This is a genomic window from Azospirillum sp. SYSU D00513, from assembly GCF_017356015.1.
GTDB lineage: Bacteria > Pseudomonadota > Alphaproteobacteria > Azospirillales > Azospirillaceae > Azospirillum.
The window spans coordinates 104,815-123,118 of sequence record NZ_JAFIQV010000018.1 but is presented as its reverse complement, the minus strand read 5'-3'; the positions used below and the strand labels follow the sequence as shown (position 1 = coordinate 123,118).

Here is an 18,304-nt window from a genome sequence, read left to right as displayed (position 1 = left end):
CTGGTCGGCAGCGCCTCATATCCGGTTCTTGTTCATCGGCCCGCGGCTTCGATCCACGCTTCCTCCCCACGGTCGGTCGCCCTTCCGCAATTGCGCTTCACTTCGCTCGCCGTGATCAGCTTACGATGGGACTTCCACCCATAAGAGAACGCCCATGCTGGGCGCACCAAAAACAAAAAGCCCCGCTTCCGCGGGGCTTTTCGTGAACCGGAACCAGGGCTGCTTACTTCTTCGGCGCCGGGGCCGAATAGACGAAGTTGTCGAAGGTGTTCTCGGCTACGCGGAACCACAGGTATTCGTCGTCGCGGAACTTCTTCCAGGGCTCGTAGATCTTCTTGAAGTTGGCGTTCTGCGCGGCGATCTCGTCGTAGAGTTCGAAGGTCGCCTGATAGCAGGCCAGCATGACGTCGCGCGGGAAGGGGCGCAGCACGGCGCCGCCGCCGACCAGACGCTTCAGGGCGGCCATGTTCTCGACGTCGTACTTGCCGACCATCCAGCCGGTCGCCTCGGCGCAGGCCGCCTCGAAGATCGTCTTGTAGTGCTTCGGCAGGCCTTCCCACTGCTTGTCGTTGACGTACATGGAGACCTGCAGGCCGCCTTCCCACCAGCCGGGGTAGTAGTAGTACTTGGCGACCTTGTTGAAGCCGAGCTTCTCGTCGTCGTAGGGGCCGATCCACTCGGCCGCGTCGATGGTGCCCTTTTCCAGCGCCGGGTAGATGTCGCCGCCGGCGATCTGCTGCGGGACCGCGCCGAGCTTGGCGAGCACCTGGCCGGCCAGGCCGGCGATGCGCATCTTCAGGCCCTTGAGATCATCGACCGTCTTGATCTCCTTGCGGTACCAGCCGCCCATCTGGGTGCCGGTGTTGCCCGCCGGGAACTGGACGACGTTGTGGGTCTTGAAGAACTCGCGCATCAGGGCGAGACCGCCGCCGTGCGTCATCCAGGCGTTCTGCTGGCGCGCGTTGAAGCCGAAGGGCATCGTCGCGTCGAAGGCGAAGGTCGGGTCCTTGCCGACATAGTAGTAGGAGGCGGAGTGGCCGCACTCCACCGTGTTGTCCCGGACGGCGTCCAGCACCTGCAGGCCGGGGACGATCTCGCCGCCCGCGAAGACGCGGATCTGGAACTTGCCGTCGGTCATCTCGGCGACGCGCTTGGCGACGTAGTCGCCGCCGCCATAGATGGTGTCCAGGCTCTTCGGAAAGCTGGAGGCGCAGCGCCAGTGGATTTCCGGGTTGGTCTGGGCGATGGCCGGGGCCGCCAGCGTGCTGGCGGCGACGCCCACACCGGCGGAAGTCAGAAATGCGCGGCGCTTCATAGCGAACTCCCTGTCATGTTCTTGCTCGCACACGTTTTCGTTGGGGGTACCGAGAACGCTGTTCATCCCGGACGCGTCACGCCGATCGAACGATGCGGCAGCAACTATGCCGGAACCGCCGGACCGTGTTCAAGCCGAACAATTGACGGCTGTTGCTAATTTTCTTTCTTGAAAAAGAAAAAGCCCCTCCTGTGGGGAGGGGCTTGGGATAGCACGTTGGTTGTGGCTGCCGGATGCCGGTCAGGTGAAGCGGTTCTGCTTCGGGAAGCCGTTCGGCGGCATCTTGCCCGTCCCGGACCGCTTGTCGAGCCAGCCCGTCAGGTCGGTGACCCGGAAGACCCGTTCGCCCTGCTTCCAGCTCAGCCCTTCGGCCGCCGGGAAGACCTTCAGGTCGGAGAGGCTGGCGTCCTTGTACTTCTGGAGCTGGACACCCTTGCCGCGGGTCATCACCGGCAGTTCCTCCAGCGGGAAGACCAGGAGCTTCCGGTTGTTGCCGATGACCGCCACCATGTCGCCCTCGACCGGCACGCAGACATGGGCCTCCTTGCCCGGCTCCAGGTTCAGCACCTGCTTGCCCGAGCGGGTCTGGGCCACGACCTCCGTCTCCTCAACCTGGAAGCCGCGCCCGTCGTCGGACGCCACGACCAGCTTGCGTCCGGGCTGGTGCTTCATCACCGTCAGGATGTCGGTGTCGTTGCCGAGGTCGATCATCAGCCGCACCGGCTCGCCGAAGCCGCGCCCGCGCGGCAGCTTGTCCGCCGACAGGGTGAAGAACTTGCCGTTGGTGGCGAAGACCAGCAGCTTGTCCGTCGTCTCGCAACGGATGGCGAAGCGCCCGGCGTCGCCGTCCTTGTACTTGACGTCGGCCAGCTCCGCCTCGCCGAGATGCTTGGATACGGCGCGGATCCAGCCCTTCTCGGAGATCAGCACGGTCAGCGGCTCCCGTTCGACCGTGGCCTCCAGCGGCACGTCGATCAGGGCCGGCGCGTCGGCGATCTCCGTCCGGCGCTTGCCCAGCGTGGTGGCGCCGCCGAACTTCTTCTTGATCTCGGCGATCTGTTTGGCGACCCGCGCCCACTGCTCGACCTCGCTGCCCAACAGGTGCAGCAGGTCCTCCCGCTCGGCCGATAGCGCGTCGTGCTCGCGCTGGATCTCCATCTCCTCCAGCTTGCGCAGGTTGCGCAGCCGCATGTTGAGGATGGCGTCCGCCTGCACGTCGGTCAGGGTGAAGGCGCGGATCAGCTCCGGCTTCGGCTCATCCTCGTAGCGGATGATGCGGATGACCTCGTCCAGGTTCAGGTAGGCCTTGAGATAGCCGCCCAGGATTTCCAGCCGGTGATTGATCTGGCCCAACCGGTGCTCCGACACGCGGCGCAGCACGTCGCGCCGGTGGTCGAGGAAGGCCAGCAGCACCTCGCGCAGATTCATGACGCGCGGCGCGTTGTCCGCGCCCAGCACGTTCATGTTCAGCGAGAAGCGGATCTCCAGGTCCGTCGCCAGGAACAGCGAGGCCATCAGCACGTCCGGATCGACGTTGCGGCTCTTCGGCACCAGCACGACGCGGACATCCTCGGCCGACTCGTCGCGGATGTCCTCCAGAAGGATGAGCTTCCGGTTCACCAGCAGCTCGGCGATCTTCTCGATCAGCCGCGACTTCTGGACCTGGTAGGGGATCTCGGTGACGATGATCTGCCAGGTGTTCTGCGGCAGCTTCTCCACATGCCAGCGCGCGCGCAGCCGGAAGGCGCCGCGGCCGGTGCGGTAGGCCTCGACCACGCTCTCGCGCGGTTCCACCAGAACGCCGCCGGTCGGGAAGTCCGGACCGGGCATGAAGCCGACCAGCTTTTCGATGGAGGTCTCGCGGTCCTTGATCAGCTGGCGCAGGGCGTCGCAGATCTCCCCCACATTGTGGGGCGGGATGTTGGTCGCCATGCCCACGGCGATGCCGCTGGAGCCGTTGGCGAGCAGATTGGGGAAGTTGGCCGGCAGAACGACCGGCTCCTCGCCGTCGCCGTCGTAGGTCGCGCGCAGATCGACGGCGTCCTGGTCGATGCCGTCCAGCAGCGCCTTGGCGACCTCGGTCAGCCGGGCCTCGGTGTACCGCATGGCGGCGGCGTTATCGCCGTCGATGTTGCCGAAGTTGCCCTGCCCGTCCACCAGCGGGTAGCGGACCGCGAAGTCCTGCGCGAGGCGGACCAGCGCGTCGTAGACCGAGGAGTCGCCGTGCGGGTGGAACTTGCCGATGACGTCGCCGACCACGCGCGCCGACTTCTTCGGCGGGGTCGTCGGCTCCAGCCGCAGCTGGCTCATCGCGTAGAGCAGGCGGCGGTGCACCGGCTTCAGCCCGTCCCGCACGTCTGGCAGCGAACGCGACATGATCGTGGAGAGGGCATAGCTGAGGTACCGCTCGCCAAGCGCATCGGCAAGCGGCTTGTTCTGGATGTCGAGAACGGGGTCTTGTGACTTCATGCTTCTGTTCTACCAGATCTAGGCGCCGCGCGCCATGACGTTCTCGTAACGTTCTCTTAATCGGTCGCGCGCGGGCGGCAGCGGGCCGTTCAGCACATGCCGTTCCAGGAAGTGGCCGGTCAGCCGCAGCCCCTGCCCCACCTCCGCCGGCCCGCCCCCGCCGAGCCCGACCAGGAAGCCCGGCAGGGGCAGCAGCCGGTCGCGGTAGGGCTCGCCCACGGACGCCGTCACGGCGCGGCCGGTGCGCGGGCTGACATAGGCGAGATAGTCGTTGCTCCCCGTCACCGCGCAACGGTCGAGGTCCAGCCCGAAGCCGGACTCCGACAGGAAGCCGACCTCCCAGCGCACATAGGCTTCCGCCCAGGCCGTGGTGTCGAGCAGCCCGAACAGTGCCAGCAGCCCGTCGAAGACCGCCGGGTGCGGCTCGTGCTCCGGCAGGGCCGCCTCGGTCAGGGCGCAGGCGCTGGTCAGGGCGGCGAGCTTCAGCGGCTCGTCCAGGAAGGCCGCGGCATAGCCGTGGACCGGCTCGACCGTGAGATTGCCGAGATGGTTGGGCAGCCGCCCGCGCCAGCGCGCCGCGACCAGCGAACCGGGTTCGAAGTTGCCGCGCTGGCGGGCGGAGCGGGCGCCCATGACGAGGCCCGCGTGACGCCCGCGCGTCCGCGTCAACAGCGTCGCGACCGCCCCCCCTTCGCCGTGGGGTCGGGTCGACAGAACGATGCCCTCGTCCGACCATTCCATGGCGGAAATGTAATCATTCCAAGGCTTTTCCGCCAGCTGTGGCACGCACCGGGCAGCCATTTCCGCTGGCCTGGGATGCCCTTGGCGCGCCCTGTCCTTCCGCGCTTGTCCTTTGACGGCACTGGCGGTGGATGATATTTTGCTCAAATACACTGATATGAAAGGCGGCGGCAGGGTCCGCCGTCCCAAGAGGGGTTGTTGGACGGCACGTCGGACCGATACCGCTGGACCGAGACGGTCAGCGCCGAGGGCATGTGGGATTGGGACCTGCGGGCGGGGACGATGTTCCTGTCCACCCGGTTCCGGCAGACGCTTGGCCTCGCGTCCGACATTTCCGCCCCTTCCGGACCGAGCTGCCCCGAGGAGTGGTTCGCCCGCGTCCACCCCGACGACGCCCCCTGGCTGCGCGCGGCCCTGGACGGTTTGCGGGCGGAGCCGCAAGCCTCTTCCGGCCGTGCCATGCTGATCGAGCACCGCGTGCGTTGCGGCGACGGCTGGCGCTGGCTGAGCTGCCGGGGCATGCTCGTCCGTGAGAGCGGACGTCCGGCACGGCTGGTCGGCTGCGTCGCCGACGTGACGGAGCGCCGGGCCGCCGAGGAGGCGCTGCGGCTCGCCGAGGAACGCCAGGCGCTGCTCGCCGCCGGCGCCAACGACGGCTTGTGGGGCTGGTCGCCACAGAACGGGGACCTGATCTGCTCGCCCCGCTGGACGGCGATGCTGGGCCTGTCGGAGGCCGAGCATGACGGCACCGCCCGCGTCTGGTTCGACCGCGTGCTGCCCGCCGACCTCCCCGGACTGACCGCCGCCATCGACCTGCATCTGTCGGGCGAGCGCGAGCATCTCCAGCACGAATTCCGGATGCTGCACGCCGACGGGACGGAGCGCTGGCTGCTCGTGCGCGGCATCGCCCAGCGCGGCGGGGACGGCCAAGCGGTGTGGATGGCCGGTTCGATGACGGACATCACCGCCGCCAAGAGGGCCGAACAGCAGCTCCTGTTCGACAGCTTCCACGACGGCATGACGCGGCTGCCCAACCGCACGCTCCTGCTCGACCGCATCGGCCAGGCGCTCGACCGCGACCGGCGCGGCGGAGCCACCTCCTTCGCGCTCCTGCTCATCGACCTCGACCGCTTCAAGTCGATCAACGACGCGCTGGGCTCCAGCCTCGGCGACCGGCTGCTGACGATGATCGCCGACCGGCTGATCGGGCTGCGCCGCATCGGCGACACGCTGGCGCGGCTGTCGGCGGACGAGTTTGCCGTGCTGCTCGACGACATCGGCGACGTCACCGACGCGGTTGAGGCCGCACAGGAGCTGTCGCAGGCCATCGCGAAGCCACTGGCGCTCGACACGCACCAGCTCGTGGTCACCGCCTCGGTCGGCGTGGCACTCAGTGCCACCGGCTACGAGCAGGCCGAGGACATGCTGCGCGACGCCACACTCGCCATGCACCGCGCCAAGTCCGGCGGGCGGGCGCGGATCGAGGTGTTCGACGGTGACCTGCGCCGCGCGGCGCTGACGCTGATGCGGACCGAGGCGGACCTGCGCACCGCCGTGGAGCAGGAGCAGCTCTGCCTGTTCTACCAGCCGATCATCGCGCTGGAGAGCGGCCGCATCGCCGGGTTCGAGGCGCTGATGCGCTGGAACCATCCGGAGCGCGGGCTGGTGCCGCCGGGCGAATTCATCCCGCTTGCGGAGGAATGCGGGCTGATCGTGCCGATGGGCCGCTGGGCCTTGCGCACCGCCGCCCGGCAGCTCCGCGTCTGGCAGGCCCGCTTCCCGCGCTCCGAACCCTTCTTCATGAGCGTCAATGTCTCGGCCCGGCAGTTCCGCGACGACGATCTCGTGCGGCTGGTGGAAGAGGTGCTGGCCGACAGCGGCGTTCCGCCATCCTCCCTGAAGCTGGAGATCACGGAAAGCATGCTGATGCAGGATCCGGACACCTGCCGCCGGCGCATGCAGACGATCCGCGACATGGACGTGCGGCTGTCCATCGACGATTTCGGCACCGGCTACTCGTCGCTCTCCTACCTGCACAAGTTCCCGGCCGACGCGTTGAAGATCGACCGCAGCTTCGTCCAGGCCCTGTCCTCGCGGGAGGGCAACGCAGCCATCGTGCAGGTCGTGGCGACGCTGGCCCAGATCCTCGGCATGGACGCGGTGGCCGAAGGGGTGGAGACCGAGGCGGAGGCCGAGTTCCTGCGCGACATCCGCTGCCGCTACGCGCAGGGCTTCCTCTTCGCCCGCCCCGCCCCGGCCGCGACCATCGAGGCGCTGCTGGTGAACGCCGGTGGGCTGGTTCCGGTCGCTTGAGAAGGGGCTCCGGCCGTCCGCCGGTCCGGTTTCCCCTCCGTTCCCGCCATTTCCCGTGCGCTCTCCCCTTTGAGGGCTTTCCTCGGACGCCGCGCCTGTGCGAGTGTCCCGCCCTTGAAACGAGGCCCGGAAAAGACGTCCGGGAAGGATATTCGAGGGTTTTGCCGTATGGCCGAGCGCAGTTGTGGTGAATGCACGCTTTGTTGCAAGCTGATGGGCGTGCCGGAGCTGAAGAAGCAGTCCGCGAAATGGTGCATCTCCTGCGACCAGGGCAAGGGCTGCTCGATCTACGACACGCGCCCGCAGTCCTGCCGGAACTTCCAGTGCTTCTGGCTGATGGACGAGAATTTCCCCGACGATTTCCGCCCCGACCGCATCCACGCGCTCGCCGCCTTCAACGACACCGACGACAGCTGCGTCCTGCATGTCGATCCGGCCCACCCCCGCGCGCTCAGCAGCCCGCCGGTGAACGCGCTGATCGACGCGCTGCATAAGGTCTACCCCCGCGTCTTCGTTCTGAGCGGCAAGGAAAGCGCCCTCATCCAGCGCTGAGAGCCCGCCGGCGGGACCGGCGGAAAGAGAACATTAACCAGAATGCCGCACCGTGCGGACCGCCCACATCAGCGGACCGCCGGACCATGCACGCGCTCTCCCCCCTTCTCGCCGCCGCCGCACTTGCGGCTTTTACGCTTTCGGCCAGGGCCGGAAGCCCGGTGCTGCTGGACGGTGCCGGGGGCGACGCCTGGACCTTCGACAAGCTGGTCACCGGTTCGGTGGCGCCCGGTGCCTGCGACCGGGTGGAGGTGGCCTCGCCGCTCGGCACCGCGGTCGCCATCCTGGACGGCGGCCGCTTCACCGCCGACGTGCCGCTGGGCGAAGGCGCCAACGAGGTCAGCGCGCGCTGCCTGAAGGGCGGGCGGGAGGCCGCGCGCTCGGCCGCGCAGAGCTGGACCGTGCGGCTGGCCGACCGGCCCAAGGCCTGGGTGCGTTCGGTCGCCGGGGAGGAGGGCATCACGCTCGACGCCGGGCGCAGCGAGCCGGCGCAGGGCCGCACCGTTCCCATCGTGCGGACCGAATGGCGCGCCCGCGACGGCAACCCCGCGCCCCTGCCCGGCCTGCCCTCCACCGAGGACCGGCTCACCCTTCCGGCCCCGAGCACCGACGGGGAGTATGGCGTGACCCTGCGCGTGACCGACGCGCTCGGCCGCAGCGACGAGAGCACGGTCCTGTTCCAGGCGCGCGGCGGCAAGGCCCTGGCCATCGACCCGCAGCGGCACCGTCCGGGCTGGATGAATGATGCCATCGTCTACGGCGTCGTCCCCCACCTGTTCGGCAAGCGCGGCCTGGACGACGTGACCGCCCGGCTGGACGCCATCCAGGCGCTCGGCGTCACGACGCTCTGGCTGTCACCGGTCACCGACGCGCCGGGTCTGGATTTCGGCTATGCGGTCACCGACCATTTCCGCGTGCGCGCCCGCTTCGGCGCCGAGGCCGACCTGCGGGAGCTGGTGGCGGCGGCCCACGCGCGCGGTATGCGCGTCATGATGGATTTCGTGCCGAACCACCTCGCCGAGCAGCACCCCTATCACGCCGACGCCGAGGCCCGCGGGATGGACTCCGCCTATCACGACTTCTTCGACCGGGGGGGCGACGGCAAGATCACCCATTACTTCGAGTGGACCAACCTCAAGAATCTCGATTACGACAACCCGGAGGTCCGGCGCTACATGACGGCCGCCTTCGCCCATTGGGTGCGCGACGTCGGGATCGACGGCTTCCGCGTGGACGCGAGCTGGGCCGTGAAGGAGCGCGCGCCGGAATACTGGCCGCAGCTGCGCGCCGAGCTGCGCCGCATCAACCCGGACCTCCTGCTGCTGGCCGAGGCCTCGGCCCGCGATCCCTGGTACGTGGAGAACGGGTTCGACGCCGCCTACGACTGGACCGGCCAGCTCGGCCAGTGGGCGTGGCACGACGCCTTCGGCGCGGAGCTGCCGACCGCCGAGCGGCTGCGCGCAGCCCTGGCGGCGAGCGCGCCCGGCACGCCGGTCTTCCGCTTCCTGAACAACAACGACACGGGCACCCGCTTCGTCACCCGGCACGGCCCCGCCTACACCCGCGTGGCCGCGGCGCTGCTGCTGACCCTGCCCGGCGTCCCCTGCCTCTACACCGGCGAGGAGGTCGGCGCCGCCTACGAGCCCTACGGGGAGCCGCAGCCGATCTCCTGGGAGGACAAGGAGGGCCTGCGCGGCCACTACGCGCGGCTCGCCCGCCTGCGCCACGAGGAGCCGGCTCTGCGCTCGGCGAGGATGGAGATGCTGCCGGCGGAGGACGCGGCCCTGCTCGCCTACCGCCGCCCCGGACGGGAGCCCGTCACAGTGGTGCTGAACTTCACCGGGCGTGTGCTGCCCGCCCCGGCCTTCGACGGGCCGATGCGCGACCTGCTGACCGGCGCCACCGTGGCACCGGGCACGCCGGTGCCGGCCCATGCGGCCTGGGTGCTGAAGGCGGCGGCGCCCTGAGGGGCCACCTCCTCGACCTTCAGCCGCGCGCCGTCTGGAAATCCTCTTCCGCGTCCTCCCTGGAGGAGGCTTCGTCGAAGATGTCGCCGGCGACGTCCGGGCCCCATTGCTGGACGAGCGCGACCTTGGTCTGCTTCAGCGCCTCGATGCGGCGCTCGGCGCGCCCGATCTCGGCGTTCGCGACCGCCGGCGGAATGGCGTAGTAGAGCGCCCAGCCGACCGCCGCCGCCCCATACATCACCAGCCAGGCGATCGGGTCGCCGAAGATCTTCATCGCCGACATGATGTCGTGATTGTGCTTCCACAGGTCGATGGCGAAGGGCATGCAGCCGCAGAAGTTCAGCCCGCCGACGGTGATCGGCGCCGACTTGTCGGGGTCGCGGTCCACCGCGTAGGCGACGAAGGTCGGCACCATGCCGATCCCGAACAGGATCGTCGTCGGCAGCACGATCAGCGCCGCCGGGAAGATCAGCAGCAGGAAGGTCAGCAGCGTGTTCCTGCGCTTCTTCTTCTTTCCGGGTCGGGCCATGGGGTGAAGCTTTCGTCAGAAGGCGAAGAAAAGGATGATTCCCGCGACCAGGAAGGTCGAGAGCAGGCTGGAGACGATGGCCGCCACCTGCCGGCCGGAGGTCTCGATGATACCCGTGCGGTCGGCGATCATGCGGCGGGTCTTCTCGATCTCCCCGTCCGCCTCGCGGTAGGCGAGCTGGGCGTTCTCGAACTCGTGCTTGTCGCGGCGCAGCGAATCCGGGTCGTCCACGATCCGCAGCAGGTCGGTCAGCCGTCCGTTGTTCACGGCGGTTTCCGCCTGCTTGCGCATGGTCTCCTGGTGGGGGCGGCTGTGGAAGCGGCGGATCGCCGGCTCCAGCAGGGCCAGCATCCAGTCGGCGAGATGGGTCAGCGAATCGGTCCCGGTGCGCGCCTGCACGTCCGACAGGATCGTCAGCATCGCGATGGCGCGGCGCATCGGCTCGATGCTCGGAGTGATCTGCGCGTAGAGCACCTCCTCCGTGCGCTTGTGGCGCGCCGCGAGGAAGGCCGCGATGTGGCGGTCGATCGGCTCCTTGTGCCGCTCCCCGCCCGACGCCACCCAGTCCAGCGCCCGCAGCAGCGCCGCCGGGCTGGTCGGCAGCTGCTTGACCACCAGCGGGCTGACGCAGGGCAAGGCCGGGCACATCTCGTAGAGCAGCCGTTCGATCCCGAGCCCGACCGCCGTGCGCTCCAGCAGGGTGCGGAGCTGGTCGAAGGACTGCACGAGCGGCACGAACTCCGGCCGGAAATCGGTCTGGACGTTCACCCAGAACATCGGCAGCTGGTTGGAGATCACCTCGGCCGTGCTCTGCGGCGACTCGCCCCGCAGGAAGGCGTCGGCGAGCAGGCTGCCGATGCCGTCGGGCATCATTCCCTTGCCCCGGTAGCGGATGGGCGCGACGGGGTCCAGCGCCATGCTGACGCGGGCCACCAGCCGGTCGGCCATGGTGCCGCCCTTGCCGGCCGACGCTGTCTGGATCGCGTTGGCGACCGCCTCCGCCCGGACGTCGTCGCCCATGGAGCGGCGCAGCCACTTGTCCAGCTCGCCGCTCTCGATCACCGTGGTGGCGGGCGCCACATGGCGGCTGAAGGCGCGGGCCAGCGTGCGGCAGTGCCAGTATTCCTGCCCCTGGAACTCCAGCGGCCGGGCAGCGCGGCGCGGCACCTGCGGCTGCTTGGGGCTGAGCCGGCGGCCGGCCACCCAGAGGTCGAGGTCGTTGAGGCTCCAGCGCTGCTTGGGATCGTCCACCAGCAGGCCGCGCACCACCTCGTTGATGGCGAGCGGCAGCCGCGACTGCCCGACCAGCGCCGGATAGGAGCCGCGCTCGATCTTCGCCTGGAGGATCTGCTCGTCGTCGAGATGCGCGACGGGGTTCCGGCCGAGATAGAGCAGCAGCAGCGTCACGCCCAGCGAATAGAGGTCGTCCGCGATGGTGCCGTTGCCGCGCCCGGCCGGCGAACACATGCCGCGCTCGACCGTTTCCATCAGGACCGGCTGGCCGAATCCCGGCGGCGTCGACACGCACTCGCCCAGCATCAGCCCGCCCGAGGCAAGGTCGCGGAAGAACATGTTGGTCGGCCGGATGGCGCCGTGCGTCACGCCACGGCTCGACAGTTCGCGGAGCGCCGTCACCATCGGGTGGATGATCTGCTTGGTGAGCTGGTCCTCCGGCATCGGCTCGGCGGATTCGTGCAGGCTGTTCATCAGCCGGCGGCCGCCCGGACGCTCGAAGACGAGGCAGAAGCGGTTCGCCCGTTCCGGCGGCCAGTTCACCACGCCCCAGTCGAGCAGCCGCATATGGGTCGTGCCGTCGAGCCCGGCCAGCGTCGAGGCGAAGTCCAGCCGCGGCATGATGGCGCCGTTGCAGATGATCGCGAATGGATCGATGCGCTTGTCGCGCAGGGACTTGGCCGCGAAGGCGTTTCCGGCCACGGCGTTCAGCGCCGGAATGGGCGCGCCCGGCTGAATCTCGTACCGCTCGGCGAGCTTCACCGGCTCGGTGCTCACCGTCCTGTCAGCGGTCTGGGCGTCGGACGGCATAGGGGAGCGTGTTCCTTGGCCTGCGTGCGGATGCAGGCTCTAGGTGGCCCCGAAATGGAAAACAAACTGTTAATTGGCACGCACGATCCTTCCCCGGACGGCTTTCCCCCGCGGCTCGCGCCATGGGGGAAAGCCGTCGGCCGGATCAATCCGCGAACGGATCGTGCATCAGGATGGTGTCATCGCGCTCCGGGCTGGTGGAGAGCAGCGAGACCGGAGCCTGGATCAGCTCCTCGACGTAGCGGACATACTTGACCGCCTGGGCCGGCAGCTCGGCCCAGGAGCGGGCGCCCTGGGTGCTGTCCTTCCAGCCTTCGAAGGTCTCGTAGATCGGCTCCACACGGGCCTGCTGGGCGGCGTTGGCCGGGAGATGGTCGATCTCCTTGCCGTCCAGCCGGTAGCCGACGCAGACCTTGATCTCGTCGAAGCCGTCCAGCACGTCCAGCTTCGTCATGGCGATGCCGTCGATGCCGCCTGTCTTGATGGCCTGGCGGACCAGCACGGCGTCGAGCCAGCCGCAGCGGCGCTTGCGGCCGGTGACCACGCCGAACTCCTTGCCACGCTGGCCGATCAGCTCGCCGATGTCGTCGGTCAGCTCGGTCGGGAAGGGGCCGGAGCCGACGCGCGTCGTGTAGGCCTTGCAGATGCCCAGCACGAAGCCGACGGCGCGCGGGCCCATGCCGCTGCCGGTCGCGGCGTTGCCGGCCACCGTGTTGGAGGAGGTGACGAAGGGATAGGTGCCGTGGTCGATGTCGAGCATCGAGCCCTGGGCGCCCTCGAACAGGATGCGCTTGCCGGCGCGGCGCAGTTCGTCCAGCCGCTGCCACACGACGTTGGCGAAGGGCAGCACCTGCGGAGCGACCTCGCGCAACGGGTCGAGCAGATCGGAGGGCTTCAGCTCGGCAGCACCCAGGCCACGCAGCACGGCGTTGTGGTGGAAGAGCAGCTCGTCCACCTTCTCCTTCAGCGCGGCCTCGTCGGCGAGGTCGCACAGGCGGATTGCCCGGCGGGCCACCTTGTCCTCGTAGGCCGGGCCGATGCCGCGCCCGGTCGTGCCGATCTTGGAGGCGCCGCGCGCCTCCTCGCGGGCGCGGTCCACCGCGCCATGCACCGGCAGGATCAGCGGCACGTTCTCGGCCACCATCAGGTTCTCGGGCGTGACCTCCACGCCCTTCTCCTTGACGGACGCGACCTCGCGCAGGAAGGCCCAGGGATCGAAGACGACGCCGTTGCCGATGACCGACAGCTTGCCCGGCCGGACCACGCCCGAGGGCAGCAGGCTCAGCTTGTAGGTCACGCCGTTGATCACCAGCGTGTGGCCGGCGTTGTGACCGCCCTGGAAGCGCACCACGACGTCGGCCCGGCTGGACAGCCAGTCGACGATCTTGCCCTTGCCCTCGTCGCCCCACTGGGCGCCGACCACCGCCACGTTGGCCATGTGTGTCTCCGTTGCTGGGCCGGTTGTCCGGCCGAATGTCACTCGAAAGAAAATCCCGCGTCCGGCCCTTCGCCGGGCCGCGGGCTCAGCCCACCGGCTTCACGGCCCCATCGGCCAGAACATGCCCGCAGCGAAGGCGTTTCGCCTCGGCCGCCGGATCGGCCGCAGGGGCGAGCCCCGCCACGGTCACCCAGCCCTCGGCGCGCAGCTTCGCCGCCTCGGCCCAGCCCGTGCCATGCGGCACATAGACGCGGCGCGGCGCCTCCGGCTCCGGCACGGCGCGCAGCAGCGCGTCCATGTAAAGGGTGAAGCCGGTGCCCGGCTCCTCCACCTCGGTGCCGATCCGGTAGCGCCCGCCGCCGCCCAGCTCGCCGCGCACGCCGCGCGCGAACAGGGTAAAGCTCAGGCCCGTCTGGTACTCGAAGCCGCGGTGCTCGACGAGGTCCACCGTGATGGTCAGCTCCGGCCGGGCGGCGCGCAGCAGGCGAACCACTTCGGTCAGCCGGCGGCGGTCCTTCTCGGCCATCTCCGGCAGGGAAAGGGTGGACAGGGTGCGGATCGCCCGCTCCGCCGGGCCGGACGCCGCCATCAGCGCCTCCAGCAGCGAGGCCGCCTTGCCGCCGAAGGCCGCCACGGCGGCGGCGTCCTTGCGGTCCAGTGCGGCGCGCAGGTCGCTTGTCTCCTCCTCCGCGAGGCCGAGGCCGCGGCAGACCAGCGGCACCATCGTCGGCACGCAGAGGTCCACGGACAGGTGGCGCACGCCGACCGCGTCGAGTGCCCCGACCGCCAGCAGGATGGCCTCGGCGTCGGCCTCCGGCTCCAGAGAGCCGATCAGCTCGACGCCGACCTGGGCGACCTGGCGCTCGGGCCGCAGGTGCGAGCCCTTCACGCGCAGCACCTGGCCGGCGTAGCAGAGCCGGACGGGCCGCGCCTCGTTCCTCAGGCGCGTGGTGGCGATGCGGGCGATCTGCGGCGTGATGTCGGCGCGCACGGCCATCATGCGCTGGGACAGGGGGTCCATCAGCCGGAAGGTCTGGCTCGACATGGCGGCGCCGGAGCCGCTCAGCAGGTTGTCCTCGAACTCGACCAGCGGCGGGTCCACGCGCTCGTAGCCGTGCCCGGCGAACTCCGACAGCAGCCGCTGCACGGCCGCGGCTTCGTGCGCCGCCTCGGGCGGCAGCACGTCATGCAGGCCGGCGGGCAGCAGTGCGGAATTCTTGGGATCGGCGGGCATGGCCTGCGTCGTCTGTTTTGAAAGGCTTTTGTACCCGCTTCGGGTACGGCGCGGTGAATAACCGACGGTGAACAATCTGGCAAACGGAAAAGCCCGTCCCGCCAAGCCCGGCACCCCTGCATTACGGACATCCGTGCCCCGTTCCGGACCGCCGGACATGGACAGAGCGGGCGTCCTCCGATACACAGGGCCGCTCGAACGGGGTACGGACCGCCTGCGGTCCGGCCTGCCCACCAGGGGTCCGCCACACGGGAGTGCATGCGGGTTGCGGGGAACGATCGCTCTACGGCCGATCTTCCATGTCATCGGCATTCTGCTGTCGGTGCTGGGGATCGGGATGCTGGTGCCGGCGCTCGCCGACGCCTCGGCCGGACACCCGGACTGGACCACCTTCGTGGGCGCCAGCGCGGTCACGCTCACCTTCAGTGGCGGCATGGTCCTGGCGACCTCCGGCAAGTTCCAGCAGTTCACGATACGCCAGCATTTCCTGCTGACCAGCCTGTCCTGGGTCGTGCTGGCGGCTTTCGGCGCCCTTCCTTTCATGATCTCGGGCCTGAAGCTGTCCTTCACCGACGCCTATTTCGAGGCGATCTCGGGCCTGTCCACGACCGGCGCCACGATGATCGTCGGGCTGAACGAGGCGCCGCCCGGCATCCTGCTGTGGCGGTCCCTGCTCAACTGGTTTGGCGGCATCGGCATCATCGTCATGGCCATCGCCGTCCTGCCGGTGCTGCGCGTCGGCGGCATGCAGCTCTTCCGCACGGAATCCTCGGACAAGGGCGACAAGCCCTTCGCCACGGTCCAGGACACGGCCGGCGCCATCGCGATGATCTACATGACGCTGACCATCGCCGCGACGGTCGGCTTCCATCTCGCGGGGATGCGGTGGTTCGACGCGGTGTGCCACGCCATGTCGGCCATCTCGACCGGCGGCTTCTCGACCAAGGACCAGTCGCTCGCCTGGTTCGAATCCCACGGCGTGCTGTGGGTCGCCACCGTCACGATGCTGGCCGGCGCGGTGCCGCTGACCTGGTACATCCGGTTGATGCGCGACCCGCGGAGCGGATTCTTCAGCGACGCCCAGGTCCTCGGGCTGTTCGCCGTCGTCCTCGCCGCCGTCACGGCGATGACCGGCTGGACCTGGGCTGCGCTGGAGATGCCGCTGTGGGACGCGGCGACGCACAGCGCCATCAACGTCACGTCGGTCATCACCACGACCGGCTACGTCTCGGCCGATTACTCGACCTGGGGCAGCTTCGCCATGGTCGCCTTCTTCTTCATGTTCTTCGTCGGCGGCTGCACCGGATCGACCGCCGGCTCGATCAAGATCTTCCGCTGGCAGGTGCTGCTGCAATCGATGCTCACGCAGATGCAGCGCATGCTGAAGCCGCACCGCGTGCTGGTGCCGCTCTACCAGGGCAAGCGGCTGGACGAGGACGTGATCGCGTCGGTGATCAACTTCGTCTTCGCCTACATGGCGGCCTTCGGCATCCTGTCGCTGGCGGTCGCCGCGATGGGCGTGGATTTCCTGACCGCGACCACGGCCGTCGCCGGCACGCTGAGCGGCGCCGGCCCGGGTCTGGGACCGGTGGTCGGGCCGGCGGGCAGCTTCGCCCCGCTGCCCGACGCCGCCAAATGGCTCCTGTCCTTCTGCATGCTGCTCGGCCGGCTGGAGGTCTTCACCGTGATGGTCCTCCTCCTGCCGAGCTTCTGGCGGGACTGAGCGGGGCTTTCGGAAGTAACCTTCACCCTCGCGAATGCTTAAGCACAGGAAAACATAAACAAAAATCCACAACTTATTCGTCACCCCCGCGAAAGCGGGGGTCCAGAATCTTTCCGCAAGGTTCGTTATGCGGACTTCTGGATCCCCGCTTTCGCGGGGATGACGGATAAGGAATGTTCTTTTATTGAACGCCCTATCTCGGAACGTTCGCAAGAAACCGTCGGACCTCAGCCCTTCATCTCGGCCTTGACCACAGCGAAGGCCCAGTCGAGCCAGGGGAGGACGGCGTCCATGTCCTCGGCCTCGATGGTGGCGCCGCCCCACAGCCGCAGACCGGGAGGGGCATCGCGGTAGGAACCGACGTCGAGTGCCGCCTCCTCCTTCTCCAGCAGGGCCGCCATCCGCTTCGCGAAGGCCGCCTGCTGGTCCGGTCCCATGGCCGTCACCTCCGGATCGGTGAAGCGCAGGCAAATCGAAGTGCAGGAGCGCGTCGCCGGGTCCGCCGCCAGGAACCCGGCCCACTTGCTGTCTCGCTCCCACTCCGCGACGATTTCCAGATTGTGCTCCGACCGGCGGATGAGCTGCGGCAGCCCGCCGACGCGCAAGGCCCAGCGCAGCCCGTCGATGGCGTCCTCGACGGCCAGCATCGAAGGGGTGTTGATCGTGTCGCCCTCGAAGATGCCTTCGATCAGCTTGCCGCCCTTGGTCAGGCGGAAGATCTTCGGCAGGGGCCGGTCGGGCTGGAAGCTCTCCAGACGCTCCACCGCGCGCGGGCTCAGCACCAGCATGCCGTGGGCGCCCTCGCCGCCCAGCACCTTCTGCCAGGACCAGGTTACGACGTCGAGCTTGTCCCAGGGCAGGTCCATCGCGAAGGCGGCCGAGGTCGCGTCGCAGATCGTCAGCCCCTGCCGGTCCGACGCGATCCAGTCGCCATTGGGCACGCGCACGCCCGCGGTCGTGCCGTTCCAGGTGAAGACCACGTCGCGCGCGAAGTCGATCCTGGACAGGTCCGGCAGGGCGCCGTAATCGGATTGGTGCAGACGGACGTCGGGAAGCTTGAGCTGCTTGGTGACGTCCGTCACCCACTCCTTGCCAAAGCTCTCCCAAGCCAGCATGTCCACGCCGCGGGCGCCCAGCACCGACCAGAGGATCATTTCCACGGCCCCGGTGTCGGAGGCCGGGACGATGCCGATGCGGTAGTCGCTCGGCACGCCCAGCACCGCGCGCGAGAGGTCGATGACCTCCTTCAGCTTGGCCTTTCCGGGCTTGGACCGGTGCGAGCGGCCGAGCACCGACACGTCCAGTTCCTCCAGCGACCAGCCAGGGCGTTTGGCGCAGGGGCCGGAGGAGAAGAGCGGGTTTTGCGGCCGGCGGCTGGGCTTCATGAGAGGGACTCCTGCCCGGACCGGAGGTCCGGATGAGTGGGGCTGTGAATGGCGCGCGGACGATAGGAAAAGCGCCGGAGCCCGTCAATCGGCACCGGTGCCGCATGGCTTGCACGGACGCACGGGCGGATCAGCCCGCGTCGGTCATCCGGCAGGCGACAAGATGGTTCAGCGTGATGGTCATGACCACCTCGCCACGCTGATTGAGCGTCGTGTAGGCCAGCCGCACGGTGCCCCGCCCGCCCCGGCTCGACGGCCGCGTCTCGATCACCTCGGCGCGGACGCGCAGGGTGTCGCCGGGCCGCACGGGACGCGTCCAGCGGAGTTCGTCCCCGCCGGAGCCGCCTTGGCTGGTGTCGTCGATGATGCCGGTGTCGACCAGCAGCCGGAAGGTCAGAGCCAGCGTCTGGAATCCGCTGGCGATCAGCCCGCCGAACGGCCCCTTGGCGGCGGCCTCGGCATCGACATGGAAGGATTGCGGATCGTAACGGCGGGCGAACTCGATGATTTCGCCTTCGCTGAGCGTCGCCTCCCCCGTCTCGAAGACGTCGCCGACCCGGAACTCCTCATAATGCCGCCCCGCCATGCGTCTCCC

Annotated in this window: 13 protein-coding genes; 4 read left to right on the top strand and 9 right to left on the bottom strand. The window is 68.9% G+C overall.

Features of this window, described 5'->3' with window-relative positions:
* Positions 1 to 223: 223 nt before the first annotated feature.
* The 3 genes from JUB11_RS15325 to recO all read right to left on the bottom strand — a co-directional run bounded on the left by JUB11_RS15325 (position 224) and on the right by recO (position 4,525).
* The gene (locus tag JUB11_RS15325) at positions 224 to 1,315 is read right to left on the bottom strand and encodes a TRAP transporter substrate-binding protein (RefSeq protein WP_207459429.1); all 1,092 of its coding nucleotides are present in this window, start codon (positions 1,313 to 1,315) and stop codon (positions 224 to 226) included.
* Between the two features lie 240 nt (positions 1,316 to 1,555).
* Complete coding sequence (parC, locus tag JUB11_RS15320) at positions 1,556 to 3,784, bottom strand: DNA topoisomerase IV subunit A (RefSeq protein WP_207459428.1); 2,229 nt, start codon at positions 3,782 to 3,784, stop codon at positions 1,556 to 1,558.
* 18 nt (positions 3,785 to 3,802) lie between these two features.
* Entirely contained in the window at positions 3,803 to 4,525 is a 723-nt protein-coding gene (gene recO, locus JUB11_RS15315) for a DNA repair protein RecO (RefSeq protein ID WP_207459427.1), read from the bottom strand.
* A 198-nt stretch (positions 4,526 to 4,723) separates the two neighbouring features.
* Between recO and JUB11_RS15310 the strand changes: the two genes are divergently transcribed.
* From JUB11_RS15310 to JUB11_RS15300, 3 genes are all read left to right on the top strand, one after another.
* Complete coding sequence (locus JUB11_RS15310) at positions 4,724 to 6,838, top strand: GGDEF domain-containing phosphodiesterase (RefSeq protein WP_247887075.1); 2,115 nt, start codon at positions 4,724 to 4,726, stop codon at positions 6,836 to 6,838.
* A 168-nt stretch (positions 6,839 to 7,006) separates the two neighbouring features.
* Positions 7,007 to 7,390: a hypothetical protein gene (locus tag JUB11_RS15305; protein WP_207459426.1), complete on the top strand. Its 384-nt coding sequence runs from the start codon at positions 7,007 to 7,009 to the stop codon at positions 7,388 to 7,390.
* 86 nt (positions 7,391 to 7,476) lie between these two features.
* Positions 7,477 to 9,357: an alpha-amylase family glycosyl hydrolase gene (locus tag JUB11_RS15300; protein WP_207459425.1), complete on the top strand. Its 1,881-nt coding sequence runs from the start codon at positions 7,477 to 7,479 to the stop codon at positions 9,355 to 9,357.
* A gap of 19 nt (positions 9,358 to 9,376) precedes the next feature.
* Here the strand turns inward: JUB11_RS15300 and JUB11_RS15295 are convergent, their stop codons facing one another.
* The 4 genes from JUB11_RS15295 to JUB11_RS15280 form a co-directional block, all read right to left on the bottom strand.
* Positions 9,377 to 9,886, bottom strand: coding sequence for a hypothetical protein (locus JUB11_RS15295; protein WP_207459424.1), 510 nt, complete (start codon positions 9,884 to 9,886; stop codon positions 9,377 to 9,379).
* Positions 9,887 to 9,901: 15 nt separating this feature from the next.
* Positions 9,902 to 11,929 (bottom strand): serine/threonine-protein kinase, encoded by a 2,028-nt coding sequence (locus tag JUB11_RS15290; RefSeq protein ID WP_207459423.1) that lies wholly within the window; start codon positions 11,927 to 11,929, stop codon positions 9,902 to 9,904.
* A gap of 145 nt (positions 11,930 to 12,074) precedes the next feature.
* Positions 12,075 to 13,367, bottom strand: a complete 1,293-nt coding sequence (locus JUB11_RS15285; RefSeq protein ID WP_207459422.1) for an adenylosuccinate synthase — start codon at positions 13,365 to 13,367, stop codon at positions 12,075 to 12,077.
* A gap of 85 nt (positions 13,368 to 13,452) precedes the next feature.
* The gene (locus JUB11_RS15280; protein ID WP_207459421.1) at positions 13,453 to 14,601 is read right to left on the bottom strand and encodes an ATP phosphoribosyltransferase regulatory subunit; all 1,149 of its coding nucleotides are present in this window, start codon (positions 14,599 to 14,601) and stop codon (positions 13,453 to 13,455) included.
* Positions 14,602 to 14,866: 265 nt separating this feature from the next.
* Between JUB11_RS15280 and JUB11_RS15275 the strand changes: the two genes are divergently transcribed.
* Positions 14,867 to 16,324 (top strand): TrkH family potassium uptake protein, encoded by a 1,458-nt coding sequence (locus tag JUB11_RS15275; protein WP_247887074.1) that lies wholly within the window; start codon positions 14,867 to 14,869, stop codon positions 16,322 to 16,324.
* A 227-nt stretch (positions 16,325 to 16,551) separates the two neighbouring features.
* Here the strand turns inward: JUB11_RS15275 and JUB11_RS15270 are convergent, their stop codons facing one another.
* Both JUB11_RS15270 and JUB11_RS15265 read right to left on the bottom strand, forming a co-directional pair.
* Positions 16,552 to 17,709, bottom strand: coding sequence for a phosphoserine transaminase (locus JUB11_RS15270; RefSeq protein WP_207459420.1), 1,158 nt, complete (start codon positions 17,707 to 17,709; stop codon positions 16,552 to 16,554).
* Between the two features lie 130 nt (positions 17,710 to 17,839).
* The gene (locus JUB11_RS15265) at positions 17,840 to 18,295 is read right to left on the bottom strand and encodes a MaoC family dehydratase (protein WP_207459419.1); all 456 of its coding nucleotides are present in this window, start codon (positions 18,293 to 18,295) and stop codon (positions 17,840 to 17,842) included.
* Positions 18,296 to 18,304 lie beyond the last annotated feature (9 nt).

Excerpts from the sequence above, each read along its gene's own strand:
- JUB11_RS15280 (WP_207459421.1), bottom strand. The coding sequence starts at position 14,601 with ATGCCCGCCGATCCCAAGAATTCCGCACTGCTGCCCGCCGGCCTGCAT.
- JUB11_RS15295 (WP_207459424.1), bottom strand. The coding sequence starts at position 9,886 with ATGGCCCGACCCGGAAAGAAGAAGAAGCGCAGGAACACGCTGCTGACC.
- JUB11_RS15305 (WP_207459426.1), top strand. The coding sequence starts at position 7,007 with ATGGCCGAGCGCAGTTGTGGTGAATGCACGCTTTGTTGCAAGCTGATG.
- JUB11_RS15265 (WP_207459419.1), bottom strand. The coding sequence starts at position 18,295 with ATGGCGGGGCGGCATTATGAGGAGTTCCGGGTCGGCGACGTCTTCGAG.
- JUB11_RS15270 (WP_207459420.1), bottom strand. The coding sequence starts at position 17,709 with ATGAAGCCCAGCCGCCGGCCGCAAAACCCGCTCTTCTCCTCCGGCCCC.
- JUB11_RS15290 (WP_207459423.1), bottom strand. The coding sequence starts at position 11,929 with ATGCCGTCCGACGCCCAGACCGCTGACAGGACGGTGAGCACCGAGCCG.
- JUB11_RS15300 (WP_207459425.1), top strand. The coding sequence starts at position 7,477 with ATGCACGCGCTCTCCCCCCTTCTCGCCGCCGCCGCACTTGCGGCTTTT.
- parC (WP_207459428.1), bottom strand. The coding sequence starts at position 3,784 with ATGAAGTCACAAGACCCCGTTCTCGACATCCAGAACAAGCCGCTTGCC.
- JUB11_RS15285 (WP_207459422.1), bottom strand. The coding sequence starts at position 13,367 with ATGGCCAACGTGGCGGTGGTCGGCGCCCAGTGGGGCGACGAGGGCAAG.
- JUB11_RS15325 (WP_207459429.1), bottom strand. The coding sequence starts at position 1,315 with ATGAAGCGCCGCGCATTTCTGACTTCCGCCGGTGTGGGCGTCGCCGCC.
- recO (WP_207459427.1), bottom strand. The coding sequence starts at position 4,525 with ATGGAATGGTCGGACGAGGGCATCGTTCTGTCGACCCGACCCCACGGC.